Origin of the sequence: Promicromonospora sp. NPDC019610 (genome assembly GCF_044389365.1) — a bacterium.
In the GTDB taxonomy this organism is placed as follows: domain Bacteria; phylum Actinomycetota; class Actinomycetes; order Actinomycetales; family Cellulomonadaceae; genus Promicromonospora.
The window spans coordinates 578921-605021 of sequence record NZ_JBIRXX010000002.1 but is presented as its reverse complement, the minus strand read 5'-3'; the positions used below and the strand labels follow the sequence as shown (position 1 = coordinate 605021).

Below are 26101 nucleotides of genomic sequence, written 5' to 3'. Positions count from 1 at the left end.
AGGTCGCCGTTCTCCTGGCAGTCGCACAGCCAGGCTGTGCGACGGACCGGATGACTCTGTCACGGTGCCCCTGCCGTAGCAGCGCGGCGAACACAGCCCGTTACGATCGGAGGTGCATCACGTACCACCGTGCGACACCCTCCTTGCGGAGGTTCACCCCGAACGCCGCGACCGTCGCCCGTCCGATGGGAGCGAACATGAGCGAGCTGGGCGATCTCCTCCGGGCCAAGCGGGCGGTCGCCTCCGTCGAGGCACTCCCCTTCCCGTCCTCGGGACGACGGCGTGTCCCCGGCCTGCGCCGCGACGAGGTGGCACTGCTCGCCGGGGTGAGCGTGGACTACTACACCCGGCTGGAGCAGGGGCGCGAGACCAACCCGTCGGCGCAGGTGCTCGACGCCCTCGCCCACTCCCTGGATCTGACCGTCGACGAACGGCGCTATGCCTACGGGCTCGCCCGGATCGCCTGGGTACCCGACCTCGCCGAGTCGCCGGCGTCGGCGTCGGCGTCGGTGGACGCCACCCTGGCTCGCCTGATGGAGCGCTGGCCCGGAGCGGCGTGCTTCGTGCTCGACCCGCTGCTCGACATCGTGGCGATGAACCGGCTCGCGACCAACCTGTTCCGGCCCTTCTCCCCGACTCGGAACCTGGTCGAGATGGTCTTTCTCGACCCCGAGGGCCGCACCTTCTACGTGGACTGGGAACGCGCGGCGACCGGGTGCGTGGCCAACCTGCGCGCCACCTCGGGCCTGTACGCCGGCACAGCTCGCCGCAAGGAGCTCCTGGACCGGCTCACCGCGGGCAGCGAGTTCTTCGCGCAGCTGTGGGCGGCGCACGAGGTGGTGCCCAAGACCCACGACCAGAAGACGCTGCGGCATCCCGACGTCGGAGAGTTCGTGATCGACTTCGACGCCTTCGAGGTCTCCGCCATGCCCGGACACCAGCTCGTCGTCTACGGCGCCGAACCGGCCAGTCCGAGCGAGCGGGCGTTCCAGGAGCTGTCCCAGCTGCCCGCGACCTCCCGGGACGACCTGGTCACCGGCTGAGCAGCCGCTGCGCGGCAGGGAGGAACAGGGCCAGGCTCGTCCGGCACGGTGTGGCTAGCGTGCCGTGTGTGCATGCCCCTAACGCCCGACCGGCCCTGCCGCTCCCGGAGCACGAGCCCGCCGTCGTGCTCGACGGCGGGCTGTTCGTCGTGGACGCGAACCGGCGGTGGCGTACGCTGCACCTCCCCTTCGCCGACCGCTCCGATCTCGGCACGATGGTGTTCAGCGATCCGGCAGCCGCCTCCTTCTTCCTCGACCGCCGCCACGAGGAGCACGACGTGGTCGCGGCCCTGCTGGACGCCTCCGAGGTGGAGCACACCCGGGAGGCGGCGCAGGCGACCGCCGACCGCCTGCGCGAGCACAGCCCCCGGTTCGAGGCGCTGTGGGGCGGGCTCCGGGTACGGCAACGCCTCCTGGACACCTATGCGGTGCGGCACCCCGACCTCGGCGACCTGACCTTCGACCGCCGGACGGTCCGACACGACGGTCTCACGCTGCGCGTCGCGACCCCTCGACGACCAGCCTCGCTCCTCCTGCCTCTCCTCGATCACCTGGCTGACCGACCCCCGTAGCAGGCTCGCGGACGAGCCCGGCCCAGCATCCTGGTCGTCCCACTGCTAGGTAACCGGCAGCCTGGTTCACCCGACCCGCGCACGTGAGTCTGGTTGTGCCCCCGGAAGTTGTACCCCCGGAACGCGGGGGCGAAGCACACCAGACAAGGAGTCATCACCATGACCGGAATCATCATCCCCGGAGCCCTCGACGGACGCGTGGCGGTCGTGACGGGCGCATCCAGCGGCATCGGCGAGGCCACCGCGGAGACCTTCGCAGCACTCGGCGCCAAGGGCGCGCTCCTCGCCCGCCGGAGCGACCGCCTCGACGCCGTCGTGGAACGGATCCAGGAGAAGGGCGGCACGGCGATCGCGGTGCCGACAGACGTCACCGACCGCGCACAGGTACTGGCTGCCGCGGACCGCGTCCGGACCGAGCTCGGCGAGGCGGACCTCCTGTTCGCGAACGCCGGCGTCCAGCTCATCTCCTCGATCAGCGACCTGAAGGTCGAGGACTGGGACGCCCAGATCGACCTCAACATCAAGGGCGTCATGCACACGATCCAGGCCTTCCTTCCCGGCCTGGAGGCCGCCGCCGCGGCCGGTCGGACGGCGGACCTGGTGACCACCTCGTCCATCGCGGCGACCCGGATCCTGGAGAAGTTCCAGGTCTACTCGGGCACCAAGGCCTACGTCAGCCACATCACCCGCCTGCTGCGCACGGAGCTCGGCCGCAAGAACATCCGTGTCTCGACCGTCGAGCCGGGCATGGTCGACACCGAGCTGCCCGACCACGTGACCGACCCGGACGCCAGCGGCCTCATGGCCGACCTGATCGAGCAGATCGACGTGCTGCAGTCCGAGGACGTCGCCGAGACCGTCGCGTTCCTCGCGGGCCTGCCGAAGCACGTGAACCTCACCGAGATCACGATCCTGCCGACGCAGCAGATCATCTGAGGCACCATCATGTCTGACCGGTTCACCCCCTACCCGCTGGACAAGGTGCACCGCCTGTTCGAGCCCGGCCCCGTGGTGCTCGTCTCCACCTCGGACGGGCAGCGCGCGAACCTCATGACCAACGGGTTCAACATGCCGGTGCGGCACTCGGCGACGCTAGCCCTCGTGGTGGGGCCGTGGGATCACTCGTACGAGGCACTTCGCGAGACCGGGGAGTGTGTGATCGGGATCCCCGGCCGCGACATCCTGGAGACGGTCGTCGACATCGGCAACGTGTCGGGCGCCCACGTCGACAAGTGGGAGCGGTTCGGCCTGACGCCGGAACCCGCGGAGACCGTGCGGGCCCCGCTCATCGCGGAATGCTTCGCCAACGTCGAGTGCACCGTCGTCGACGACCGTCTCGTGGGCGACCACGACCTGTGGCTGTTGCGGGTCGGGAAGGCCTGGATCGATCCGACGGTTCCGTCCGGCGCTGAGATCCACCACCGCGGCGACGGCACGTTCTCGGCCAACGGCGAGCTGATCGACCTGCGGGCGCGGATGACGAAATGGGAGTCGCTGACACGCGACTGACGAGCAGCGGGCCGGCAGCCGGCCGGCCCGCTCGCCTCCACGATCGACGCCCTGGCCGCAGCGTAGGGCCACCAAACCCCGCGGCCCGACGCTGCGACCTGTCACCACTGGTTGGCTCGCACGCGCCGGGTGTCGTAGGCCCACATCGCGATCTCGACGCGGTTGCGGGCGCCGAGCTTGGTCATCAACGACGCGACGTGGGACTTGACCGTGCTCAGGCCGACGAAGAGCGCGGTGGCGATCTCGGCGTTGGTCCGGCCGCGTGCCACCAGCGCGAGCACCTCCTCCTCGCGCGCGGTGAGCGGGTCGATCGGCTGGGCCGGTACCACCGGCGCCTGGTCGGCGAAGGTCGCCAGCAGCCGGCGGGTGACGTTGGGGGCGATCAGCGCGTCCCCGTCGGCCGCCGCGTGGATGGCCTGCACGAGGAGCGCCGGCCCGGCGTCCTTGAGCAGGAAGCCGCGAGCGCCCGCGCGGAGGGCTCCGAGGACGTACTCGTCGAGGTCGAAGGTGGTGATCACGACGACCGCCATCGGGTCCGCCACGTCTGGCCCGGCCAGGCGGCGCGTCACCTCGACGCCGTCGAGCCCGGGCATCCGGATGTCGACGAGGAGGACATCGGGACGCAGCCGGGTCGCGAGGTCGAGCGCTGCGAGCCCGTCCGCGGCCTCCCCCACGACCTCGAGGTCGGGTTGCGCGCCGAGGATCATCACCAGCCCGGTCCGGACCAGGTCCTGGTCGTCGGCCACGACGACGCGGATGCTCATGCCTGCGCCTCCACCGGCAGCACGGCCTCGACCACCCAGCCACCCTCGGGCCCGGGCCCCGCGGAGAGCCTTCCGCCGAGGAGCTGGGCGCGCTCGGCCATGCCCAGCAGGCCGAACCCGGGCTCCGGGGCCGGCCCCGGCACAGTCTGTCCGTCGTCGCTGACCCGCAGCCTGACGGCGTCGCCCTCGCGGCGTACGTCGATCCTGACGCGGGTCGCGCTCCGGGCGTGCCGTACGGCGTTGGTCAGCGACTCCTGCGCGAGCCGGTAGAGCGCGGCGTCCACGGACGGTGCCAGCCGGGTCAACGGCCCGTTCAGCGAGACCTCGACGGTGGGCGTCGCGTCGGCGCGCGCCAGAGCAGGCAGGTCCGCGACACCCGGCTGCGGTGCGTAGGCGACGGCTTCTTCCTCACGCAGCACCCGCACCATGGATCTCATCTCCTCCAGGGTTCGCGACGCCTCGGACTCGATCGCGGCCAGGACCTCGGCGGCCTTCTCCGGCTGGACGCCGGCGACCACGCCACCGGCCTGGGCCTGCACCGCGATGGCCGAGACATGGTGGGCCACGGTGTCGTGCAGCTCGCGCGCCAGCGCCACCCGCTCCTGGTTGCGGATCTCGCGCTGTCGCCGGTGCCAGAGGTCCGAGCGGTAGCGGAACACCACCGCGAGGGCGACGACGAGCAGCAGGAGGACGCTCCCGCCGAAGACGTCGGTCCAGCTCGTGGATGATGCATACATCCCGAGCACGACGGCGACCGTCACGAACGCCGTCCCCAGGACGATCTCCCGTCCTGAGCCCCATCGCACCAGGGAGTAGAGCAGGATCAGGACGGCGATCATGGAGTTGAGGCCGAGGTCCCCGGCGTGCGCAGCCACCTGGAGGACCGAGAGCAGCCCGGCGACGCCCCACCCGACCAGAACGGCCATGAGGGGGCGTTCCCGCCGAACGAGCAAGGCGGGCACCAGCGCCAGGGCGAGCACCGTCACGAGGGGCCGCCAGGCCAGGTCCGGCCGAACGATGCCCTCGACCAGGACGGCGGCCGCGAACGCGCCCGCCAGCAGCCAGTCGAGCCGACCGATGGGTCGGGCATCAGCAGGCCGCGGCTCGTGCCAGATGGAGCGCCGGAAGGTGACCACGGCTCCAGCCTAGGGATCGGCGTGCCTCGGCGTACCGGCCGAAAGCACGAGAAAGGGACCGTCCCATCGGCCAGGTGAGCTCCGGCCTCCGGGCCGGTGCGCGCGCCGCCGGGCTCGACGAGCGTGGGCCTACCGATCTTCACCACGACAACGGAGCCCATGATGAGTACACGGCAGCCCACCACCACGCTGGAAGACCCGCCGATCCCGGTGAGAGCAAAGCTGGCCGCAGCCTGGACCAGCTTCATGTTCCTGTACGCCTACGTCGACATCCTCGGCTTCTTCACGCCGGGCATCGTCGAGGACATCCTTGACGGCCGGGTCTTCGAGTTCGACCTCTCCCAGACCTTCTCGACCACGGCGTTGACCCTCATGGCCGTCCCCATCTTCATGGTCGTGCTGTCGATGACGCTGCCCGCCCGCGTGAGCCGCATCGCGAACCTCGTCGTGGCCGCGGTCTACGTCCCCGTCACGGTGTTCAACGTGGCCGGCGGGTTCTGGCTGTACTTCTACGGCCTGGGCGTCGTGCTGGAGCTGATCGTCCTCGCCCTCGTGCTGAGGTACGCCTGGACCTGGCCCCGCACCGACGCTGTTCAGCTGAGCAGGAAGCCCTCGACCTCCGTCACGAGCCGGTCCATCTCCTCGACGGGCAGCATGTGGCCAGAGCGCTCGTAGACCTCGAACCGAGCCCCGGGGATGCCGCGGGCGACTTCCTCGCCGGCCTCGGGCGGGTTCAGCCCGTCGGCTCTACCGGAGACGACCAGGGTCGGCGCAGTGATCGCCGGAAGAAGGGGCCGCAGGTCGAAGTCACGCAGCGACTGGTCGATCGCGGCCCGGTCCTGCGGGGTGAGGACCACCTGCTGCAAGCGGAGCTGCGCGGCCAGGAACTCCTCGCGTTCCGGCTGCGGGGTGTGCGGCGACCACAGCGCCCCGGCCATGAACCCGACGGTCTCTTCCGGGGTGGCGGCGGCCAGGTCGAAGCCCTCGCGGGCAGCATAGGCAGCCATCGACGAGGACCGGCCGTGCGCCTTGGAGACGACCAGCACGAGCCCGGAGATCCGTGCGGGCTCCTGGGCCGCCGCTTGCGCGGACAGATAGGAGCCCATCGAGACGCCGAGCAGCGAGGCTGCGTCGTAGCCGAGGGCGGCGATCAGGCCGGTGAGCATCCGCCCCTGGTCCTCGAGGCCGAAGGCGGGTGGGTGCGCCGACAAGCCGTGGCCGAGCGCGTCGGGCACGATGACCCGGAACTTGTCCCCGAACTGCTCCGCCAGCGGCGCCATCGTCGAGGCCTCGCCGTAGAGCCCGTGCACGACCACGAGCGGCGGGGACCCTGGATCGCCGTACTCCAGGTAGTGGACATCGTTCCCGTGGATCCGCAGACGCGGCATTTGTCACCCTCCTGATTGGCGCTCCCACGATTGTCAATCTCCCCTCATCCCGGCATATTCCAGCTCGCGTCGGGAGAGCTTGATCGCGGCCCGGCCGCCGCCCCACGCCGAACCATGGGCCTCAACCGTCGCCGGGGGTGGTCGCCACGACGTCCCCGCCGATCAGGTACGCCGTGACACCGTGCTCCAGCGCGAGCGAGGCGAGCTGCTCGACCCACTGGTCCACCGGTCCGTCCAGGAGCCCGCGGCCGGTCGCGGAGAAGCGCACGTTCATGAAGTTCATGAGCCGCCGGACGTCGCCCGGCGAGCGCCCGGCCGCGACCGCCGCCTCGTCGATGCGCGCGTTGAGCCCGGGCAGCGAGTCCACGCCGTCGGGCAGGTACTCGATGGTGGGCAACCAGCCGTCACCGATCTCGCCGGTCAGAGCCAGCATCCGCTTCTTGTACGCACCGATCCAGACCGGGATGTCATGCGCGGGGACGGGATCGCCGCGACGTCGTGGATCACGTCCTCCTCGCGGCCCAGGCGCTGATCGGCGCCGCTGCCAGGGTAAGGACCAGGCCCAGCGCAGCCACGCCGAGCATCGCGCCGCGCAGGTCGCTGCGTTCGGCGAGCAGGCCCACGTAGGCCGGGCCGAGCAGGAAGCCCAGGTAGGCGGTGGAGGCGACCGTGGAGGTGGCCCGGCCGTGCTGAGCCGGATCGGTGTCGCGCAGGCTGCGGCTGAGCAGTGTGGGGAACAGTGTCGCGGTGCCCAGGGCGGCCAGCACCAGCCCGACCAGCGCCACGGCGACGGAGGGAGCGGTGGCCAGGACCGCGGTGCCGGCTGTGGCCAGGGCGCCTCCGCAGACCAGCACCGCGGTGGGATGGCTGAGCGAGAGCGGAGCGAGGCTCAGGCGGGCGAGCGCGGCGGTGGCGGCGAAGGCGGCCGGAGCCGCGGCCGCAAGCTGGGGCGAGGCAGCGAATCCGTCGGTGAGCATCACGGCTCCCCAGCTCTGGTGCGCGTTCTCGATCGCGTACCCCAAGGCGGCGACCAGTCCCACGACGAACAGCGGGAAGGTCGGGCCGATCCGGCGCAGCAAGCCCGTCAGCCCGTGTGTGCCACGAGGCACTGCTGCCGCGCCGGAGCCTGGCGCCCTGTGCCCCTGACGGGAGCCGACCTCTCCCGGGCCGGCGGAGAGCTGCAGCGACGCGCTGGTGCGCAGGACGGTCACGGCCAGGGCGCACATCACCACGGCGACCCCGGCGAAGGCTGCCACCAGCGACAGTCCCGCACCCAACAGTGCTCCGGTCAACAGGCTCGCGACGACCACGCCCGCGGAGAACAGCCCGTGGGAACGGGTGAGAAGAGGCTTGGCGGTGGCGTGCTCCGCGCGGCCGGCCAGGGAGTTGATCGCCACGTCGGCGGCACCGGAGGCTGCGCCGACCACCAGCATCCCGACCACGAGCAGCACCATGCCGTCGCCGCCTGCGGTGATGAGCAGGCCGGCGCCGGCCAGCGCCGCCAGCAGCCACGAAGCCACCCGCAGCCCCCAACGGTCCACCACGCGTCCGGTGAGGGCCATGGTCGGCAGCGCACCCAGACCGACGAAGAGCAGGGCGGTGCCCAGCTGGCCGTCGCCGACCCCGGCCTGGGTGCGCAGTGCGGGCAGGGCAGCCCCCCACGCACCCCAGAAGATCCCGAACGCGGCGAACGCGGCGTAGGGCGCACAGGCCGCGCCGGCGCGGACAAGGGGTCGGCCGGGCGCGGCAGGAATCGGTTCTCGACGCACAGATCGTAACGTTACACATGCGACCCCGGGGCGTGTCCATCCGCGGTCCGCGCGCAAGCGGCCGGGGCGGAAGGCACAAGCAGCTAGAGGCGCGACATGGGCGCGTGCCGGCCCGGTCGGGCGGGCACGGCAGCACCGGCCGCCGCCCCGCCGGGGCCGGGCGGGCCGCCCTTCGTCGGCGAACCCTCCGCCGCGGACGGCTCGGCGTCAGGTGAGACCGTGGCCGCCGTTGACGGTGACCTGCTCGCCGGTGACGAACGAGGCGCCCGCGGAGGCCAGCCACACCACGGCGGCGGCCACGTCCGCGGGGGTGCCCATGCGGCCCAGCGGCACCCTCGCGGTGTAGGCCTCGAGGAGCTCCGGCGGTGTACCGGCATGTCGCTCGACGGGGATCCACCCCGGCGCGACGGCGTTGACGGTGACACCGTCGGGCGCCAGCTCGCGGGCCCAGGTGCGGACCAGGGCGAGCTGAGCGGCCTTGGCCCCCGAGTAGGCGGACCACCCGACGTCGGTGCGCTGGGCCAGGTCCGACCCGACCATCACCACGCGGCCGCCGCTCGCCTCGCGCATCCCCGGCAGCACCGCCTGCACCAGCAGCAGCGGGCTCAGGGTGAAGAACCGCAGGGGCAGCAGCAGGTCGTCCCAGGTCATCCGGTCGACCGGGACCTCAGGCTGCGGGCCCGTCGCGCACGGCACCAGCACGCCCACCGACCCGAGCCCGTCCTCGGCGGCGGACACCACGGCCCGCACACCATCGGGTGTGGTGACGTCCCCCGGCGCGAGCACGGCGCTGCCGCCCGCGGCGCGGACGGCGTCGACCACCCCGGCGGCACCTGGACTGTCCGGCAGGTCGTTGACGGCCACGGCGTGCCCGTCGGCGGCCAGCGCCAACGCGATGGCGGCCCCCAGACCGCGCCCGGCGCCGGTCACGAGGGCGGGTGGACGGGGAACGGAACCGGCGCTCCTGTCGTGACTCATGGATCGTAACGTTACACACGTATGCTGTCCGGTGTGAACGCATCTGCGCGACGGCGCCCCACCGTCAAGGACGTCGCCGAGCGGGCGGGAGTCGCGCCGATGACGGTCTCCTACACGTTCAACCACCCCGCCCGGGTGGCCGAGGCCACCCGGGCCCGGGTGCTGGCGACTGCTGCCGAGCTGGGCTATCGCCCGGACAGCACGGCGCGCGCCCTGCGCTCGGGGCGCGCCGGGCAGCTCGGAGTGGTGGTCGGGGAGCACCTGTCCTACTTGTTCGACGATCCGCAGGCGGCGCAGTTCCTGGCCGGCATCGCGGAGGTCTGCGTGAGCGAGGACCTGGGCATGGTGCTGATCCCCACCCGCGGGGATGCCTCGGACGTCGACCGGGTGCTGTCCGCGGCAGTGGACTGCTACGTGCTGTGGACCACCGTGGCCGACGACCCGGTCCTCGCCGCCGTCGCGGCCGGCGGACGACCGGCTGCCATCCAGGGCGGCCCCGCCCACCCGGGGCTGGTACGCATCGGGCCCGACGACCGCGCGGCCGCCGCGGCGGTCGCCGCAGCCACGCCGCTGGCAGGGTCGACCCCCGTCGTCATCAGCTTCCCCCTGGACCGGCGCCGCACCGGCGGCGTCCGGCGCGGCGACGACCTACCCGTTGACCTGACGGACCTGCGGGCGGTCCCCTTCCCCGTCACCGGGGCACGCCTGGCCGGCTACCGCGACGCGCTGACCGAGGCCGGTCACGACTGGAGCGACGTGCGGATCGCCGTGGTCGAGCGCAACCAGCGCGAACTGGGCGAGGACGCGGCCGTGGCGCTGCTCGAGACCCTGCAGGGCCCTGGTCCCGTGACGGTCCTCGCGATGAGTGACGAGCTGGCACTCGGGGCCCGCTCGGCGCTGGGTCGCACCCGACGGAAAGTGACGATCACCGGCTGGGACGGCTCACGAGAAGCCACCACCTCAGGAGTCTGGTCCGTGGCGGCCCCCCTGCGCGAGCAGGGTCGCGCGTGCGCCCGAGCGGCCGTGTCCGGCGTGCCGGAGGCGCACGAGGTGCCGTGGTCGGTGGTCGCGCCCGAAGGACGGCCTGAGGGTGGTCGGCCTGAGGGCGGTCAGCCGGTGTCGTAGGCCTCTCGAGCTGGTTCGTACGGCCGCCGGCGACGGCCCGACTCATGGTCCAGTTCGGCCCTGGCGAACAGCGCCATGCGGGTCTCGTCAAGACCGGCCGGCTCCCCGGCGAGCACCGATTCGGCAGCACTCTCAGGCCAGGCCGGCCACGTGTCGGTACTCGTCGATGATGGGGATCGATTGACGCGTCAGTGATTGACGCGTCAATCAGCGCCGGGTACTGTTGACGCATCAGCCATTGACGCATCATCTACTGGAGGTACCCATGGAAGTGCCGATCGGATCTCGGCGCAGGCCGACGCGCGACGAGGTGCGGATCTGGCGTGACTTCATCGAGACCACCGAGCGGCTCAAGACTCGGATGGTCCGGCGTATGCAGCGCGAGTCGATCCTGTCCTCCGCCGATTACCAGGTGCTGCTCGCCCTGCACGAGGCCGACGGACAGCGCCTGCGATCCTCGGTGCTGGCGGAGGTGTGCGACTGGGAACGCAGCAGGCTCTCCCACCACCTGCGGCGGATGGAGTCGAAGAACCTCGTCTCCCGCGAGGGCAGCACAAAGGACCTGCGTGCCGCCGAGATCGTGCTCACGGAGACGGGAGCCGCTGAGCTGCGGCGGGGCGCCGCCCCGCACTTGCAGGCGATCAGTGAGCTGTTCATCGACGCACTCACCGAGGACGAGCTCACGAGCGTCGAGACCCTCACTGCGGCCCTGCGCCGTCACCTGGACACCACCGGCGACTGAGCGCCGGAAAGGAGAAGGACCCTCATGGAATTCGGAATCATGGGTGTGGCTGACATCGAGCCGGACCCGAACACCGGCCATACCCCTAGTGAGAACGAGCGCATCAAGGGCGTCGTCGAGTCCGCGTTGCTGGCCGAGGAGCTCGGCTTCGACGTCTTCGCGTTCGGCGAGCACCACAACCCGCCGTTCGCCGCGTCGTCGCCCGTCGCACTGCTGTCGTATCTCGCGGGGCGGACCGAGAAGATCACACTGTCCACCTCGACCACGCTCATCACGACGAACGACCCGGTGCGGATCGCCGAGGAGTACGCCTACCTGCAGCACCTGGCCGAAGGTCGGCTCGACGTCATGCTCGGACGCGGGAACACCGTGCCGGTCTACTCGTGGTTCGGGCAGAACGTCCGCGACGGCGTGGAGCTCGCGCTGGAGAACTACAACCTGTTGCACCGGTTGTGGCGCGAGGACGTGGTCGACTGGGAAGGCACGTTCCGCACGCCGTTGCAGGGGTTCACCTCGACGCCGCGGCCGCTCGACGACGTGCCGCCGTTCGTGTGGCACGGGTCGATCCGCACGCCGGAGATCGCGGAGCAGGCGGCCTTCTACGGCAACGGCTTCTTCGCCAACCACATCCTTGCGCCGAACGCCCACTTCAAGCGGCTGGTCGACTTCTATCGAACGCGCTTCGAGCACTACGGGCACGGCCCGGCGGCACACGCGATCGTCGGGCTGGGCGGCCAGGCGTTCGTCGCGAAGAAGTCGCAGGACGCGTGGCGGCAGTACCGGCCCTATTTCGAGAACTTTCCGGCGTTCCGCGGTGCCGACCTGAAGCAGTTCGCCGACAGCACCCCGCTGAGCATCGGCAGCCCGCAGGAGATCATCGACAAGACGCTGACGTTCCGCGACAGCTTCGGCGACTACCAGCGCCAGCTCTGGGCCCTCGACATCCTCGGCCTGCCGCACAAGGTGCTCATGGAGCAGCTCGAGATCCTCGGTACCGAGGTGATCCCCGTGCTGCGCAAGGAGATGGACAGCCGCCGCGCTCCCGGTGTGCCGGCCACACCCACGCACCAGAGCCTCGTCAGGGCGAAGTATGGCGACGGCGCACCGCGTCAGCCTCGCCCCAACCCGAACCGCGGCGACAACCTCTCCGGCGTGACGCCCTACCAGGACAGTGACGTGAGCACGCCGGCCCGCGTCCCCAGGGCGGTGTGAACCATGAACGACAAGCCACTCCACCTCGTGGTGATCAGTGCCGGCGTCAGCGATCCGTCGACCACCCGGATGCTCGCAGAGCGCACCACGGCCGCAGCGATGGAGCACCTGCGCGCCGGAGGCGCGCAGGTCACGGCGTCATTCGTCGACCTGGCCGCGATGGGCGCCGACATCGGACGGTCGATCGTCTCGGCCGACCCGACCGCTCCCGTGCAGCGGGCGATCGAGCTGGTCGGCTCCGCCGACGGGCTGATCGCGGCCACACCCGTGTACAAGGCGGGGATCAGCGGTTTGTTCAAGTCCTTCGCGGACCTGCTCGACAACGACCTGATCGTCGCCAAGCCGGCAATCCTGTCCGCCACCGCCGGAACGGCGCGGCACGCGATGGTGGTCGACGAGCAGCTCAGGCCGCTGTTCGCGTTCATGCGGGCCCTGCCTGTGCCGACGTCGCTGTTCGCGGCGCCCGAGGACTGGGCCGATCCCGCACTGGGCAAGCGGATCGACCGTGCCGCCGTCGAGTTCACGGAGCTGGTCAGGGCGGGGGTCGGTCGGGCGATCACGGACGCTGCATGGAAGGGCTATCAGCACCAGTTCAACGGCAACGCCACCCGCGCCGAGAAGTCCGCCGACGACCTGGACTTCGACACCCGCCTGATGCGGCTGGCCGCCGGCGGCCGGTCTCTCGTGGAGACACGACCATGACCAGCTACCGGGTCTCTCGCAACGCCTTGCGGATGGACGGAGCCAGTGGCAGGTCGCTTGCGGACAACGCAGCCACGATGCTGCTCGACGCATTCTTGAGCCCTTGGCGACCGGTATCGCCCAGCCTGTCGAAGACCAGCTCACGGACCATCGCCACGTGTCCTGGCGCAGCTTCTTCGATCTTCGCCCTGCCGGCCTCGGTGAGCACGGCGTTGGTGGCCCTGGCATCGTCCGGGTCGGTGTGGCGCTCGACCAGGCCGCGCTTCTCCAGCCGCGCCACCAGGTGGGAGATCCGGGAGAGCTCGGCGTTCGTCAGGATCGCCAGCTCGCTCAGGCGCCGCCTACCCGACTGCGCGTCCGTCAGCCCCGCCAGCACGTAGTACTCCAAGTAGGTCAGACCCGCGTCCCGCTGCAGCTGTGCATCGAGAGCCGCGGGTAGCACGACCAGCACCGCGTGCAGCGCGCGCCAGGTGCGCACCTCGTCCGCATCGAGCCAGTCGACGTTCTCCACCACCCGCAGAGCCTATCCCCGGTCAGCATCTCCCCCGGGCTGGATCTTCGGGCATTCGACTGCTAGTAATACATGAACGTTCATGTGATGGATCATGAAAGGTTGGCCATGTCCTCCCTGACGATCGCCGTCGTGATCGGCAGCACCCGTCCCGGTCGTCACGGCAAGACCGTGGCCGACTGGTCCTGGCCCAGGCCGCCGGCCGTACGGGCGCCGACTACGAGGTCGTCGACCTGCTCGACTACCCGCTGCCGCACCTTGATGAGCACCCGGGGCCGGGGGGATGTCGCCCATGGCCCCGCTGACTCCCGATCCGCTCGTACCTCAGGAGAAACCATGCCAAGAGCAGTCCATTTCACGCGCTTCGGCGGTCCCGAGGTCCTTGACCTCGTCGAGGTCGCCCGCCCAGAGCCGGCCGAAGGTCAGCTCCTCGTCCACGTCGTGGTCGCGTCGCTCAATCCGGCTGAGGTCGGTATCCGCGAGGGTGCCTTCGCCAGGATCTGGCCGGCGCAGTTCCCCATGGGCCAGGGACACGACTTCTCCGGCGTGGTCGCCGGCCTGGGGGCCGGCGTCACCGGCTTCGAGATCGGTGATCCGGTGATCGGGTTCGCCCCCCGAGCCGCGCTGGCCGACTTCGCCGTCATCGAAGCGTCCGGAGCGGCGAGGATGCCCCACGGCATCGACTTTGCCTCGGCAGCAACCGTCCCCGCCTCCGGCGCGACGGGATGGGCCAGTGTCATGGCTGTCGATCCGGGCCCCGACGAGACCGTGTTCGTGTCGTCGGCATCCGGAGGCGCCGGTGTCTTCGCCGGTCAGCTCGCGCGGCTGCGAGGCGCGCGGGTCATCGGTGGCACCTCCCCCGTCCATGCCGACCGGCTGCGGTCGCTCGGTGTCGAACCCGTCCGCTACGGGTCGGGGCTGCGCGAACGGCTGCAGGAACTCGCACCGGAAGGAATCGACGCGGTCATCGACACCTTCGGTGGCGGGTATATCGACCTCGCCGTCGAACTCGGCGTGGCACCACGGCGCATCAACACGATCACCGACTACGCGGCCGTACAGCGCCACGGTGTCCAGTCCCAGGGCAACGGCGACGCCATGTCCCCCGAGATCTGGGAGGCGATCCTGGACCTGGTGGCACAGGGGCGAGTCGTCGTACCCATCGAGGCCGAGTACCCCCTCGAGGACGTCCGGCGCGCCTATGTCGAGGTGGGCACCCGGCACGGGTTCGGCAAACGCGTCATCCGCCTGCGACCCGACCCCGCCGCCACGGACAGTCGATGAGCGGGTCCGAGCGCAGCACGGGTGAACCAGGGCCTCGGTCCTACGCAGGTTCCGATATCACCGTCTCCTTTGACAGCACCCACTGCCTGCACTTTGCCGAATGCCTGCGCGGACTTCCAGCAGTCTTCGACGTCAAGGCTCGGCCGTGGATCTCGCCTGACAACGCGGAAGCCGACGCGGTCGCCGACGTGGTGGAGCGATGTCCCAGCGGCGCGTTGCAGTACATCCGGCGCGACGGCTCCACCGAGAACCCACCCAACCCGACGACCGTGGTCGCACTGGAGAACGGCCCGATCCTGCTGCACGGCAACCTCTCGTTGTCGTCGCGCAGGGAGACGCGAGCTGCGCTGTGCGCGTGCGGCCGGTCCTCGTCGAAGCCGTTCTGCGACAACGCCTGCCGCACCTAGCCCTGCCTCAGCACACCACACGCACCCGAACGAAGAGAAGAGGAAGCGAACACCATGGGAGCCTTCGGAACACTGGACACCAGCACGGTCGTCCGCTCGACCCCCGTCGAGCGGCTCGACCTGAGCGGCAAGCGACTGACCGTCGTCGGCGGCACCAACGGCCTCGGTCAGGCGATCGCACGCCAGGCGCTCGCGCTCGGCGCCGACGTCACCATCGTCGGACGCACCCTCCGAGACGACCGGCACGAACGACTGCACTTCGTGCAAGCAGATCTCTCCTCCATGAAAGAAGCGGTACGGCTCGGCGAGGAGCTGCCGGTGGAGAACCAGGACGTCGTCCTGTTCACCAACGGCATCACCGCGGCCAAGGTCCGCGAGGAGACCCCGGAAGGCATCGAGCGGGACATGGCGATCAGCTACCTGAGCCGCTACGCCATGCTGCGCGGGCTCGACGAACGGATCGGCACCGCCCGGGCGGCCGGCTCAGCACCGGCGAGGGTGTTCATCATGGCCGGCCCGGGCGGGGACCAAGAAGGAGACCCCGGCGACCTCAACGCGCTCAAGGATTACAACCAGAACACCGCGCACATGAACACCGTCGCCGCCAACGAAGCGCTGACCGTCCACGGCGCCAGCACCACGCCGGGACCGGTCTACTTCGGGCTCAACCCCGGCCTGATCAAGACCGACATCCGCGCCAACTACCTCGGCGAGGGAAGCTTCGCCCACAAGATCACCGAGGCCCTGGTCGGCCTGCTCAGCCAGTCCGCACAGACGTACGCCAAGCGCATAGTGCCCTTGCTCTTCACCGACGACCTCGACGGGCGAAACGGCCTGATGTTCGACCGCAAGGCACGCCCCATCCGCGTCTCACTCAGCATGACCCCGCAACGCGTCGACAGCTTCATGACCGCCTCCGAGGAACTGCTGCGCACTGCCGTCGCATGAGCACCCCGGGGTGCCTCGGCGTCCGTTCACCGGACCCGGGCACCTCGGATGCGACCGCAACCTGGATATTTCGGCGATCCACCTGGAGGTTCGACCTTTTTGCCCATTGATCGACCGTTTTTGCGCTAGGTTTCCAGCGCCTGGTTGAGCTCGCTCGATGACGAACGGAGCACCCGCCATGACCCACGCATCAAGCCGCCGTGACTTTCTGCGCCTGACCGGAGCCGCCGGTGCCGGGCTCGCGCTCGGGGCCGGTCGCCCCTTCGTCGCGCACGCCGCGCCAGAGCGACCCACGAGCGCTTCGCTGGTCCCGGAGTCGCAGGCCACGACGCTGTGGTACCCCGCGCCGGCGGCGGAGGACCGGATCATCGAGGAGGGACTGCCGATCGGTAACGGGCGGCTGGGCGGGCTCGTGACGGGCGATCCCGCGGACGACGCTCTCTACCTGACCGACGGCTCGTTCTGGAGCGGCGGCCGCAACGACGTGCTGCAGGGCGACGGTCAGCTGCCGTACGGGCGCGACGACTTCGGGAGCTTCGGGCTGCTCGCGAAGGTCAGGGTCACGGTCCCCGGGCACACGGGGGCCGCGGTGAGCGGCTATCGGCGGCGCCTGGACCTCAGCAACGGGGTGGTGTCCGCGACGTACCGACACGGCGGGCGCGCGTTTCGCCGGGAGGCCTACGTCAGCCATCCGGACGACGTCGTCGTGATCCGCCTCTCCGGTGGCCGGCAGACCGGCACCATTGCCCTGGAAGGCACGCACGACGAGGTCACGACCGGCACCCGGGGGCACCTGTCCCTCGCGGGCCGGCTCGACAACGGCCTGCGGTATGCGGCGGCACTCACTGCGGTCAGCACCACGGGACGGGTGGTCATCGAGGACGGCATGGTGTCGTTCACCGACTGCGCCGACCTTCTCGTCGTCGTCTGTGCCGGTACCGACTACGCCCCGGACGCGACCCGCGACTTCCGCGACCCGTCAGCCGACCCGCTCGGGCTCGCGGTCGAGAAGGTGACGACGGCGGCCCACGTCACCGCCCCACAGCTGCTCGCCACCCACGTGGCCGACTATCAGCGCCTGTACGGGCGGATGAGTGTCGACCTGGGCAGCTCGACTCCCGCGCAGCGCGAGCTGAGCTCCTGGTCCCGGCTGATGCTCCGGTACGCCGACCCCGCCACCCCGGACCCCGAGCTGGAGGCCGCCTACCTCCAGTACGGGCGCTACCTGACGATCACGGGCTCCCGCGACCGGCTGCCGATGAACCTGCAGGGCCTGTGGGTCCACAACAACACGCCCGACTGGTACGCCGACTACCACACCGACATCAACATCCAGATGAACTACTGGCTCGCCGACCCCGCCGGGCTCGGCGAGTGCGCCGAACCGCTCGCCGACTACTGCGTCTCCCAGCTTCCCGTCTGGAGCGACGTCACGCAGCGACTGTTCAACGACTCACGCAACCGCTTCCGGAACAGCAGCGGCCAGATCGCCGGGTGGGCGATCGCGTTCTCGACCAACATCCACGGCGGCAGCGGCTGGGCGTGGCACCCGTCCGGCAACGCCTGGCTGTGCGCCACGCTGTGGCGCCACTACGAGTACAGCCAGGACCGTGCCTACCTCGAGAAGATCTACCCCGTGCTGCGCGGAGCCGCCGAGTTCTGGCAGGCGCGACTGATTCCCACCACGGTGACCGACCGGGAGACCGGCGAGCAGCGTGAGGTCCTCGTCGACGACATCGCCTGGTCGCCCGAGCACGGCCCCGACGTCCGCGGCATCACCTATGCCCAGGAACTTGCGTGGGACCTCTTTCAGCAGGTTCGCACGGCGGCTCACGACCTGGACCGGGACGCGGACCTCGCCGAACAGCTCGCGGGCCTCCAGGCGCGGCTGTACCTGCCCGAGGTCAGCCCCGAGACCGGCTGGCTCCAGGAGTGGATGTCGCCCGCGAACCTCGGCGAGGTCACCCACCGCCACCTGTCCCCCCTGGTCGGGTTCTACCCCGGCGACCGCATCACCACCGACACGAGCCCGACCGAGCTCGTCGACGGCGTCCGCAACCTGCTCGAAGCCCGAGGCATGGACAGCTACGGCTGGGCCTGTGCCTGGCGGTCGCTGTGCTGGTCCCGGCTCAAGGACGCCGACAAGGCGTACCAGCTCTACCTGACGGTGCTCCGCCCGTCGGTCGACAACGGGAACGGCACAGCCCCGAACTTCTTCGACATGTACAGCCAAGGCAGCTACACGATCTTCCAGATCGACGCCAACCTCGGCGGCGCGGCCGCCGCGCTGGAGATGATCCTGTACTCCCGCCCCGGCGTCATCGAGCTGCTCCCCGCGCTCCCCCAGGCCTGGGCGGACCACGGACGGGTCACGGGCGTGGGCGCGCGCGGCGGGTTCGAGGTCGACGTCGCCTGGCGCCACGGCAAGGTCAGCGAGGCGACCATCCACAGCATCGCAGGTGTGGAGACCGAGGTGCGAGCAGGGTCGTGGAGCCGCCAGATTCGGCTGCGCCCGGGGCAGTCCGTGACGGTCCGTCCCTGACCTGACGTCACCAGGGAAGGGCGATCTGCTGCACCGTGCCACCGGCGAAGAACGCCGAGACCTCTACGAGGGGCTCGGCGTTCGTCTGCTCGACAAAACCGCTGGTCACAGCGTGTTGAAGACTGTCCGGAGGGGGACTTGGCAGGTATCCTCACGCCCTCATCTGCTCGCTGGGGCGGCGTGACCTGGGACGTTGCGTGGCCGTCGAACGATGATTGCCGCCAGGACCGCCGCCGCGAGGAACAGCAGGGCGCAGATCCCGATCGCGGCACGGAACGCGGCCGAGAAGATGTCGGGGTCGGTGTACGCCACCCCGGTGAGTCCCGCGGCTGCCGGGATGGCGGCCACGGCAAGCAGCTGTGCTGCCCGGGCGACGGCGTTGTTGACGCCGGAAGCGATCCCGGCATGCTCCACAGGCGCGGCGGCCAGTGCGGCGGAGGTGAGCGGGGCGACCATGACGGCCAAGCCGCACCCGAAGACGACGGTCACGGGAAGGACATCGGTGAGGTAGATGCTGTCGGCCTGAAGCCTCAGCCCGAGAAGCATGGCGAGGCCGAGCACGAGCGGTCCTGCCGTCAGCTGGACCCGGGGGCCGATCCGGCTGGCCAGGGCACCGCTGCGCGCGGAGAAGATCAGGACGACCACCGTGATCGGCAGGAGCGCCGAGCCTGCGACGAGCGGGCTGAACCCCGACACCACCTGGAGCTGGAGCACGAGCAAGAACAGGCTCGCGCCGATCGCGCCGTACACGAGGAACGTCACCGCGTTGATGGCACGGAACTGGGACAGCCCGAACACGGTCGGCGGCAGCATCGGGTTCCGCGCACCACGCTCGATCAGGACGAAGGCGATGAGTCCTGCGAGTCCCAGACCAGCCGGGAAGATGACCTCGAACGAGGCCGCCCCTGGCGTAGGGACGGAGATCAACGCGTACGAGATGCCGCCGAGCCCGACGACACCGGCGAGCGCGCCGGCGACATCCAGGCGACCCCGGGCCGCGGGATCCCTCGTCTCGGGAATGTGCTTGAGGCAGAGCCAGACCACCAGCACCGCCAGGGGGAGGTTGATGAGAAAGATCCAACGCCACGAGCCTGCCTCGATCAACCAGCCGCCGAGGAACGGGCCGAGCGCGGAAGCCACGCCGCTGAAGCCTGCCCAGGTGCCCACGGCGCGCGCCCGGTCAGCCTCGGCGTAGGTCGCCTGGATGATCGCCAGGCTCGCCGGGGTGAGCAGAGCAGCGCCGAAGCCCTGGACGGCGCGGGCGCCGATGAGCAGGCCTTCCGTGGGAGCGACCGCGCACAGCACGGACGCCACGGCGAACCAGAGGATGCCCACGAGATAGACCCGGCGGCGCCCGTACCGGTCGCCCGCCGAGCCGCCCAGCAGGATGAACGACGCCAGGGTCAGCGTGTATGCCGTGAGCGTCCACTGCAGGCCGGAGAACTCCATACCGAGGTCACGGCCGATAGCCGGGAGCGCGATGTTGACCACGGTCGCGTCGATCGACGCCAGGCTGGACCCCAGGACGGTCGCGGTCAGCAACCACCGGCCCTGGGTGCCGGCAAGCCGGACCGACGGGGGAACCACGTGCGGGGGGCAGACGACGTCGAGATCAACCATGGCTCGGTCCTTGTGGCGGTTTTCGGTGGAACGGGTTACTCGGCCAGGTCGCCTCCGCCGCGGTGGCCGCCCACCACCGCGGTCCTGGAGGCGACCGGGTCGTCAGACCGTGGTGACCATGCCGCCGTCGATCAGCACGTCGGTCCCGGTGACGTTGCCGGCCGTGCCGGATGCGAGCAGCAGCACGACCTGCGCGACCTCGTCGGGTCGGGTGAACCGCCCGGTCGGGGTGCCGGCGACCGCGGCCTCGCGGACGGCGCCGGGGTCGACGCCCTGGGCCTGACCGATGGTCTCGGCCACTCCGCCGACCCCGAGCCACAGCGCGGTCTCCACCGGACCGGGGCTGACGGTGTTGACCCGGACGCCCGAGGGGCCGACCTCCTTGGACAGCGACTTGCTGAAGCTGCGCAGCGCGGCCTTCGCGGCGCTGTAGTCGATGACCCCGGGGTCCGGCAGGGTCGCGTTGACCGAGCAGATCGTCACGATCGCCGACGGCGCCGCCGTGAGCAGGTGCGGCAGCGCCGCCCGAGTCGCCCGCACGGCTGAGAGCAGGTTCACCTGCAGCGCCCACTCCCAGTCGGCGTCGGAGACGTCCAGGAAGCCGTTCGTGCGCGGGCGCACCCCGCCGACGTTGTTGACGAGCAGGTCGACGCCGCCGAAGCGGTCCACGGCCTGGTCCACGAGCGCCTGACAGCCGGACGCGGTGGTCAGGTCGCCGAGCACCGTGACGACTCCCTGGTCGGCCAGGGCGCTCAGCTCGGCGGACTCGCTACGAGCCCCCGCGGCCACCTGCATGCCCTCGTCTGCCAGGGCACGGACCACGGCGAGGCCGATGCCCTTGCTCGCACCGGTCACGACCGCACGGCGTCCGGCCAGGTCGAGCTTCACAGCTCCTGCTTCTTCAGCCAGACCAGGCAGGTCTCCGCGATCTCCGCCCAGCCCGAGTCGATCGTCAGGGAGTGTCCCCGGTCGGGGAAGGTGGTCAGGTCGGTGACCGCTTCCGAGTGCCGGTACTGCTTGAGCGTCGCGCGCGTCACCGCCTCCGGAACGGTGTTGTCCTTGCCGCTGGCGATGAGCAGGAGCGGCCCACGGGACCGGTTGTCGGTGTCGACCTTCGCCGGTGAGTGCGGGTCGAAGTTGGCCGCGGCCGCCTCGAACAGGGGCTTGCCAGGGGCCGGGATCGTCCATCGCTCGAACAGCTCGTCCGACTCCGCCTCGGAGACGGCGTTCCCGAAGGCGAAGCGGAACTGCTCGGCGGTCAACGAGACGGCCCGGTGCTTGTTCGCGGGGCTCTTGAACACCGGCAACGTCGCGCGCAGCGCCGAGAGGGGCAGGGGTAGCACGCCCTTGATCTGCGCGGCGTCGATCGCGATCGCAGCCCTGGCGCGGTCCTGGCCCAGCAGCTTCTGGGCGATCATCCCGCCGAACGAGTGCCCGATCAGGATCGGCAGCTCCGGGAGCTCGTCGATGATGGCGGCGAAGTGCGCCACGACGTCGTCGATGCCATGGTCGCCGATCGCCTCCGGGTTCTGCCGCGAGGCCTGCACCGTCTCCGCGTCACCGGGCCAACCCGGCGCCTGCGGTGCATAACCCTCGTCGCGGAACCGCGTCTCCCATGATCCCCATGAGCTGCTGTGCAGCCACAGCCCGTGGATGAAGAGCACTGGTGTTCCCACGGTTGCCTCCTTGCTCGGTCCCCTGTGCTGGTCGCACCAGGGTGTACTCGGAGGTTAGGACGGCCGGGATGTCGCCGACTTCAGTCGGATGACTGTGCTTGGTCCAGCACATCCTGGCCGGCGGCGTCACGGACCAGCACGCTCGCGAGCTGCTGGCGGCTCGTGACGCCGAGCTTGGGAAAGATGCGGTAGAGGTGCGAGGCCACGGTCCGGTGCGAGAGGAAGAGCCGTTGGCCGATCTCCCGGTTGGACAGGCCCTGCGCGGCGAGGTCGGCGATCTGACCCTCCTGCGGGGACAGCTGCGGGCGTGCACCGCCCGCCGGTTGCCAGCCGCGCTCGCCGGTCGCCCGCAGCTCCTGGTCGGCCTGATGCGCCCAGGGCCGGGCACCCAGGGCGTCGAATGCCGTGCGTGCCGCCCGCAGCGGGTCGCGGGACTCGGCCACCCGGCGCTGGCGGCGCAGCCACGAACCGTAGGCGAGCTGTGCCCGGGCGTGGTGCCACGGGAAGCGTCCGGCGCCGGCGATCGCGCGGTAGAAGAGCTGCTCGGCGGTGGCGTCGTCCGCGAGCACGGCGTGTGAGTACGCGAGCGCGAGCTCAGTGCCGACCGCGGGGGACCCGTTGGCCATCTCCTCGACGGAGACGGTCAGCGCTCTCGCCTCGTCCCGGCGGCCGATCCGGACGGCGGCCTCGGCCAGGTAGCTGATCGTCCACACCTGTTGCACGCGCTGATATGCCGGATCGTCCGGGTCGAACACGCGGAGCAGCTCGCCGTACGCCTGCTCGGGCCGGTCCGCCGCCAGCTCGCCGATCCCGCGCACGAGCTGGGCCCCCGCCAGCAACGACGAGCTTGCGTTCGGCAGCTGGAGCGCGGTCTGCTCGGCCTCCGCGAGCAGACGATGGCGCCCGTCCCAGCTCCCCCCGACCGCATCGACGAAGGCCAGCGCGAGCCGCGCCGTCCCGGCCCACACCCGTTGGCCGGTCTCGTCGGAGAGGCGCATGCCCTCGTCGGCCGAGCGGGCCCGGTCGAAGACACCCAGGTTGATCTCCGCCCAGGACCGGATCGAGAGCGCCTCGGCGAGGAGGCTCAGGCGCCCCTCGGCGCGAAAGCCGTGGATCGCCGTCGAGAGCGAGGAGTCGGCGCGCACGAAGTCGCCCGCACAGAATGCGGCGATGCCCAGGAGCGCCGCTACGCCGGCGTGCCCGGCGCCGTCGACAGGCGAACGGGTCAGCTGCTCCATCACCGACCTGCTCAGCTCGAGAGACTCTGCGAGGCCGAGCACGGCCAGCACCCTCGGGTCCTCGGCAGGGAGCGGGACCGCGCGCGCGGCACTGACGATCTCCTGCCGGACCGCCGGGCCGGGGTCCCGCCACCAGACCCTGCGAGCCGCTCCGAACAGCAGCTGCATCGTCAGCTCGACGTCCGCCTCGGCCGTGGCATGCCGGGCCAGGTCCACCAGGTGGCTGACATCGGCAGGATCGCTCGTGGCGCCGTCATGGAACGCGCCCGTCAACATGGTCAGCCGTGACCGGTCCCGGGGCCGCAGCGCCATCCGGGCGACCTGGTCCTTGAGCCGTTCGACCTCCGCGAACCTGCCGAGTTCGAAGCCCACCTCGGCCGCGCTGAGCAGGCGGGCGGCCCGGTCGAGCGGATCCGGGCTGAGCACTGCAGCGCGCTCGAGCCAGGTGAGCGCGGTGGGAAAGGCACCGCGTCGACGGGCCTCGGCGGCCGCGAGCTCGAGCTGCGCCGCGACGGGCTCGTCACGTCCGGACAGTGCGCCGGCCCGGTGCCAGGCGGCGCGTTCGACGTTCGCCGACAAGACGGCAGCCAGAGCACCGTGGCCCTGCTCACGCCGTTCGTGCGACATCGACTGCCGCACCGCCGAGCCGATCAGGGGGTGCGTGAAGGCGTAGGTCGGACCCGTCACGGTCAGCAGACCGAGCGCCACCGCGGGCCGCACGTCGTCGGGGCCGACGGCCGCGCCACACAGGATGGCGGCGGCAGCGACGACCTCCTCGAGATCGTCACCCTCGTCGAGAGCCGCGACGTCGACGATCGCGCGGGCGACCGGCTGCAGCTCGTCTGCTCGCGCGGCGAAGGCCCGTTCCAGGCGCAAGGTCATCGGAAGCGCGTCGTCCAGCTCGGTCCAGCCAGGGGTACCGGCCCGCAACGCACCGGCGAACTCCACGATTGCGAGCGGGTTGCCGTCGGCCTGCGCGATCACCCGGTCGTGCAGCGCCGCGCTGAGGCCCGGCGCACACGACCGCAGCAGTGCGTCCGCCGCGTCCGTGACCAGTCCTTGCAGCTCGATCCAGGTCACGACCTGCTCGTCGCCGAGAAGCTGTGGGTCGGGTCGCCGCGACGTGGACAACAGGACCACCCGCTCCGCGCCGATGCGGCGGGCGACGAACGCCAGCGCATCGACGGTCGGTCGGTCCATCCAGTGCAGGTCGTCGAGGCACACCACGACCGGTGCCTCGTGGGCCAGCTCGGCCAGCAGGTTCAGGACGGCGAGCGAGGTGAAGAACCGGTTGGCCTCCACGTCGTCGACCATGCCGAAACAGGCGAGCAACGACTCGCGCTGCCGAGCCGGCAGCCCGTCGGCCCGCGCGAGGACCGGCCGCAACAGCTGGTGCAGGCTGGCGTACGGCAGATGTGACTCCGCCTCGCTGCCGCTCGCACTGATCACGGTCGAGCCTGCGCTCGCGGCGTGCTTCATGACCTGTCCCAGCACCGCGCTCTTGCCCACTCCGGGCTCACCGCTGAGCCCGATCGCGAACCCACCGGTCTCAACCCGGTCCAGACCGTCGACCAGTCGACGGAGCACATCCTCGCGGCCGTACAGCGGCCCGGTTTCGACCGCAGTCACACCATCATCATGGGCTACGGTTCTGAGCCGGTCCACACTCCGGCCCCGGGTTCACCCGGGGGACGGCGTCGGACGAGCCGGCCGTCAGCGAACAGCCAGCCCCCAGCACGAGCAGGTCGCCGAGACGAGGAAAGAGCGAGAACCTCGTCCGCCTCTTTGCGGGCGGGCTCCTCGGAGACCATCACGACCACGGGCGTCGGGAAGGATGCGGGGCTCCAGGGCCCTCCAGCGCCAGCTCGATGAGCTGCAGGGCCCCGGTCGAGCCGATCGACATCAAGGACCTACAGATCATGGGCGGATCGCCCACCGTCCTGGGTGGCGCTACAGACAAAGAACGCCGAGACCTCTGCGAGGTGCTCGGCGTTCGACCGGACTTCGGCACTACTGCGTCGAAGTCCTCTTCTCCATGAACCCGCTGGTCACAGCGTCAAAAGAGTGTCCGGAGGGGGACTTGGCAGGTATCGTCACGGCCCTATGTTCTTGGTAGAACGGCGTGACCTGCGGAGAGACCCGCCAAGTAGCCCATAAACCCGCACCGGTCGCCCCCGTCGCTGTGCACGCAGAAATCGTCGAGATACGTCCCCGGTCTCGCCGCCGCCCGTGCATGCAGCGCCCGGAACTGCACGCCGCCGCCGAATGCGCCTGAGCAGCCCCGAAATGCTTTCCCCGATGCCAGGTCGGCCATACTCGCCGCATGAGACGAGCTGTCACCAGAGCGTGCAGCAGCCCCCTCCGGGGGCAGTGTTAGCCGTAGGCGCCTGGCGGGGTTCGCGCATGACACCGCGTCTTCGAAGAGCGCTGGACGATGGCGTGCCGGAGCTGGAAGTCTCCGGTGCGCAGATCGACCCAGCCACTCTCGGTTCGCTGGCGTACGAGTCGCTGGGCATCCTCCAGGACCACGAGGCGATGGTCCGTCGAATCCTGCCTCAGCTCGCGCGAGCCATGGCCGACGGGACGGTCAACATCTTCTGGGCCGATCAACACTGCCTGGCACGCTTCGACTGGCGCGGTTGGCCTGCGCCGCAACCGGAGGTGATCGCAGAGTTCGTCGCCGCCTGGTGGGCGGACCTGATCACCACGCCCGATCCGCGTCACAGCGTCACCGACGCCTTCGCAACGTTCGCTGCCCTGACCGGTGACGTCGGCGCGGCCTTGGCCGCCTGGCCCGATCACCCGGTCGCGAACCAGCATCTCGCGACAGCGAGCAGCTTCTGGCTGCACGACCTCGTGCACGACAACGACCCGCTCGACCTCCTGCTGCGGGACGGGCCGGCACCGGCCGGAGCGGCACCGTGAGTGGCACCAC

General features: G+C 70.6%; 25 protein-coding genes. 14 read left to right on the top strand and 11 right to left on the bottom strand.

Annotated features, from left to right (window positions below; genetic code table 11):
• The first annotated feature begins 197 nt into the window (after nt 1-197).
• The 4 genes from ACH45N_RS14250 (at nt 198) to ACH45N_RS14235 (ending at nt 3124) form a co-directional block, all read left to right on the top strand.
• Nucleotides 198-1043, top strand: a complete 846-nt coding sequence (locus ACH45N_RS14250) for a helix-turn-helix domain-containing protein (protein WP_397394877.1) — start codon at nt 198-200, stop codon at nt 1041-1043.
• 68 nt (nt 1044-1111) lie between these two features.
• A complete protein-coding gene (locus ACH45N_RS14245) occupies nt 1112-1615 on the top strand; it encodes a hypothetical protein (protein ID WP_397394875.1) in 504 nt (167 codons plus the stop codon).
• Nucleotides 1616-1774: 159 nt separating this feature from the next.
• Nucleotides 1775-2551, top strand: coding sequence for an SDR family oxidoreductase (locus ACH45N_RS14240; RefSeq protein ID WP_397394873.1), 777 nt, complete (start codon nt 1775-1777; stop codon nt 2549-2551).
• 9 nt (nt 2552-2560) lie between these two features.
• A complete protein-coding gene (locus ACH45N_RS14235) occupies nt 2561-3124 on the top strand; it encodes a flavin reductase family protein (protein WP_397394871.1) in 564 nt (187 codons plus the stop codon).
• Between the two features lie 101 nt (nt 3125-3225).
• On the opposite strand, the gene ACH45N_RS14230 is transcribed toward ACH45N_RS14235, so the two are convergent.
• Together ACH45N_RS14230 and ACH45N_RS14225 are read right to left on the bottom strand one after the other, a co-directional pair.
• Complete coding sequence (locus ACH45N_RS14230) at nt 3226-3888, bottom strand: response regulator (RefSeq protein ID WP_397394869.1); 663 nt, start codon at nt 3886-3888, stop codon at nt 3226-3228.
• Entirely contained in the window at nt 3885-5024 is a 1140-nt protein-coding gene (locus ACH45N_RS14225) for a sensor histidine kinase (protein WP_397394867.1), read from the bottom strand. The genes ACH45N_RS14230 and ACH45N_RS14225 overlap by 4 nt, the downstream gene beginning before the upstream one ends.
• Nucleotides 5025-5186: 162 nt before the next feature.
• On the opposite strand from ACH45N_RS14225, the gene ACH45N_RS14220 reads away from it, so the two are divergent.
• Nucleotides 5187-5699, top strand: a complete 513-nt coding sequence (locus ACH45N_RS14220; protein WP_397394865.1) for a DUF6326 family protein — start codon at nt 5187-5189, stop codon at nt 5697-5699.
• On the opposite strand, the gene ACH45N_RS14215 is transcribed toward ACH45N_RS14220, so the two are convergent.
• The 4 genes from ACH45N_RS14215 to ACH45N_RS14200 all read right to left on the bottom strand — a co-directional run bounded on the left by ACH45N_RS14215 (nt 5618) and on the right by ACH45N_RS14200 (nt 9159).
• On the bottom strand, nt 5618-6412 hold the full coding sequence (locus tag ACH45N_RS14215; protein ID WP_397394863.1) for an alpha/beta fold hydrolase: 795 nt from the start codon (nt 6410-6412) through the stop codon (nt 5618-5620). The genes ACH45N_RS14220 and ACH45N_RS14215 overlap by 82 nt on opposite strands.
• Nucleotides 6413-6533: 121 nt before the next feature.
• Complete coding sequence (locus ACH45N_RS14210) at nt 6534-6983, bottom strand: LLM class flavin-dependent oxidoreductase (RefSeq protein ID WP_397397451.1); 450 nt, start codon at nt 6981-6983, stop codon at nt 6534-6536.
• Nucleotides 6916-8181, bottom strand: coding sequence for an MFS transporter (locus tag ACH45N_RS14205; protein ID WP_397394861.1), 1266 nt, complete (start codon nt 8179-8181; stop codon nt 6916-6918). The genes ACH45N_RS14210 and ACH45N_RS14205 overlap by 68 nt, the downstream gene beginning before the upstream one ends.
• 207 nt (nt 8182-8388) lie before the next feature.
• Nucleotides 8389-9159 carry an SDR family NAD(P)-dependent oxidoreductase gene (locus ACH45N_RS14200; protein ID WP_397394859.1) on the bottom strand — a complete coding sequence of 257 codons (771 nt, stop codon included), beginning with the start codon at nt 9157-9159 and terminating at the stop codon, nt 8389-8391.
• A gap of 33 nt (nt 9160-9192) precedes the next feature.
• On the opposite strand from ACH45N_RS14200, the gene ACH45N_RS14195 reads away from it, so the two are divergent.
• From ACH45N_RS14195 to ACH45N_RS14180, 4 genes are all read left to right on the top strand, one after another.
• Entirely contained in the window at nt 9193-10284 is a 1092-nt protein-coding gene (locus ACH45N_RS14195; protein WP_397394857.1) for a LacI family DNA-binding transcriptional regulator, read from the top strand.
• 265 nt (nt 10285-10549) lie between these two features.
• Nucleotides 10550-11026, top strand: coding sequence for a MarR family winged helix-turn-helix transcriptional regulator (locus ACH45N_RS14190; protein ID WP_397394855.1), 477 nt, complete (start codon nt 10550-10552; stop codon nt 11024-11026).
• Nucleotides 11027-11050: 24 nt separating this feature from the next.
• Nucleotides 11051-12238 (top strand): CE1758 family FMN-dependent luciferase-like monooxygenase, encoded by a 1188-nt coding sequence (locus ACH45N_RS14185; RefSeq protein WP_397394854.1) that lies wholly within the window; start codon nt 11051-11053, stop codon nt 12236-12238.
• A 3-nt stretch (nt 12239-12241) separates the two neighbouring features.
• Nucleotides 12242-12940, top strand: a complete 699-nt coding sequence (locus ACH45N_RS14180; protein ID WP_397394852.1) for a CE1759 family FMN reductase — start codon at nt 12242-12244, stop codon at nt 12938-12940.
• Between the two features lie 4 nt (nt 12941-12944).
• On the opposite strand, the gene ACH45N_RS14175 is transcribed toward ACH45N_RS14180, so the two are convergent.
• Nucleotides 12945-13454: a MarR family winged helix-turn-helix transcriptional regulator gene (locus ACH45N_RS14175; protein WP_397394850.1), complete on the bottom strand. Its 510-nt coding sequence runs from the start codon at nt 13452-13454 to the stop codon at nt 12945-12947.
• Nucleotides 13455-13787: 333 nt separating this feature from the next.
• Between ACH45N_RS14175 and ACH45N_RS14170 the strand changes: the two genes are divergently transcribed.
• From ACH45N_RS14170 to ACH45N_RS14155, 4 genes are all read left to right on the top strand, one after another.
• Complete coding sequence (locus ACH45N_RS14170; protein WP_397394848.1) at nt 13788-14735, top strand: NADP-dependent oxidoreductase; 948 nt, start codon at nt 13788-13790, stop codon at nt 14733-14735.
• Nucleotides 14732-15142: a (4Fe-4S)-binding protein gene (locus tag ACH45N_RS14165; RefSeq protein WP_397394846.1), complete on the top strand. Its 411-nt coding sequence runs from the start codon at nt 14732-14734 to the stop codon at nt 15140-15142. Before ACH45N_RS14170 ends, ACH45N_RS14165 begins: the two co-directional genes overlap by 4 nt.
• Before the next feature lie 54 nt (nt 15143-15196).
• Nucleotides 15197-16090, top strand: a complete 894-nt coding sequence (locus tag ACH45N_RS14160; RefSeq protein WP_397394844.1) for a hypothetical protein — start codon at nt 15197-15199, stop codon at nt 16088-16090.
• Nucleotides 16091-16268: 178 nt separating this feature from the next.
• Nucleotides 16269-18632: a glycosyl hydrolase family 95 catalytic domain-containing protein gene (locus ACH45N_RS14155; protein WP_397394842.1), complete on the top strand. Its 2364-nt coding sequence runs from the start codon at nt 16269-16271 to the stop codon at nt 18630-18632.
• A gap of 159 nt (nt 18633-18791) precedes the next feature.
• Here ACH45N_RS14155 and ACH45N_RS14150 read toward each other — a convergent pair whose 3' ends face one another.
• The 4 genes from ACH45N_RS14150 to ACH45N_RS14135 form a co-directional block, all read right to left on the bottom strand.
• Nucleotides 18792-20252: an MFS transporter gene (locus tag ACH45N_RS14150; RefSeq protein ID WP_397394840.1), complete on the bottom strand. Its 1461-nt coding sequence runs from the start codon at nt 20250-20252 to the stop codon at nt 18792-18794.
• A gap of 102 nt (nt 20253-20354) precedes the next feature.
• Nucleotides 20355-21140: an oxidoreductase gene (locus ACH45N_RS14145; RefSeq protein WP_397394838.1), complete on the bottom strand. Its 786-nt coding sequence runs from the start codon at nt 21138-21140 to the stop codon at nt 20355-20357.
• Nucleotides 21137-21928 carry an alpha/beta hydrolase gene (locus tag ACH45N_RS14140; RefSeq protein WP_397394836.1) on the bottom strand — a complete coding sequence of 264 codons (792 nt, stop codon included), beginning with the start codon at nt 21926-21928 and terminating at the stop codon, nt 21137-21139. Before ACH45N_RS14140 ends, ACH45N_RS14145 begins: the two co-directional genes overlap by 4 nt.
• Before the next feature lie 80 nt (nt 21929-22008).
• Nucleotides 22009-24795, bottom strand: coding sequence for an ATP-binding protein (locus tag ACH45N_RS14135; RefSeq protein ID WP_397394835.1), 2787 nt, complete (start codon nt 24793-24795; stop codon nt 22009-22011).
• Between the two features lie 774 nt (nt 24796-25569).
• Here ACH45N_RS14135 and ACH45N_RS14130 point away from each other — a divergent pair.
• Nucleotides 25570-26091, top strand: coding sequence for a hypothetical protein (locus tag ACH45N_RS14130; protein ID WP_397394833.1), 522 nt, complete (start codon nt 25570-25572; stop codon nt 26089-26091).
• The last annotated feature ends 10 nt before the right edge of the window (nt 26092-26101 follow it).

Bases quoted from the DNA above. Each gene is read 5' to 3' on its own strand.
- ACH45N_RS14250 (WP_397394877.1), top strand. From the start codon at position 198: ATGAGCGAGCTGGGCGATCTCCTCCGGGCCAAGCGGGCGGTCGCCTCC.
- ACH45N_RS14240 (WP_397394873.1), top strand. From the start codon at position 1,775: ATGACCGGAATCATCATCCCCGGAGCCCTCGACGGACGCGTGGCGGTC.
- ACH45N_RS14235 (WP_397394871.1), top strand. From the start codon at position 2,561: ATGTCTGACCGGTTCACCCCCTACCCGCTGGACAAGGTGCACCGCCTG.
- ACH45N_RS14230 (WP_397394869.1), bottom strand. From the start codon at position 3,888: ATGAGCATCCGCGTCGTCGTGGCCGACGACCAGGACCTGGTCCGGACC.
- ACH45N_RS14220 (WP_397394865.1), top strand. From the start codon at position 5,187: ATGAGTACACGGCAGCCCACCACCACGCTGGAAGACCCGCCGATCCCG.
- ACH45N_RS14215 (WP_397394863.1), bottom strand. From the start codon at position 6,412: ATGCCGCGTCTGCGGATCCACGGGAACGATGTCCACTACCTGGAGTAC.
- ACH45N_RS14200 (WP_397394859.1), bottom strand. From the start codon at position 9,159: ATGAGTCACGACAGGAGCGCCGGTTCCGTTCCCCGTCCACCCGCCCTC.
- ACH45N_RS14190 (WP_397394855.1), top strand. From the start codon at position 10,550: ATGGAAGTGCCGATCGGATCTCGGCGCAGGCCGACGCGCGACGAGGTG.
- ACH45N_RS14185 (WP_397394854.1), top strand. From the start codon at position 11,051: ATGGAATTCGGAATCATGGGTGTGGCTGACATCGAGCCGGACCCGAAC.
- ACH45N_RS14180 (WP_397394852.1), top strand. From the start codon at position 12,242: ATGAACGACAAGCCACTCCACCTCGTGGTGATCAGTGCCGGCGTCAGC.
- ACH45N_RS14170 (WP_397394848.1), top strand. From the start codon at position 13,788: ATGCCAAGAGCAGTCCATTTCACGCGCTTCGGCGGTCCCGAGGTCCTT.
- ACH45N_RS14165 (WP_397394846.1), top strand. From the start codon at position 14,732: ATGAGCGGGTCCGAGCGCAGCACGGGTGAACCAGGGCCTCGGTCCTAC.
- ACH45N_RS14160 (WP_397394844.1), top strand. From the start codon at position 15,197: ATGGGAGCCTTCGGAACACTGGACACCAGCACGGTCGTCCGCTCGACC.
- ACH45N_RS14155 (WP_397394842.1), top strand. From the start codon at position 16,269: ATGACCCACGCATCAAGCCGCCGTGACTTTCTGCGCCTGACCGGAGCC.
- ACH45N_RS14150 (WP_397394840.1), bottom strand. From the start codon at position 20,252: ATGGTTGATCTCGACGTCGTCTGCCCCCCGCACGTGGTTCCCCCGTCG.
- ACH45N_RS14130 (WP_397394833.1), top strand. From the start codon at position 25,570: ATGACACCGCGTCTTCGAAGAGCGCTGGACGATGGCGTGCCGGAGCTG.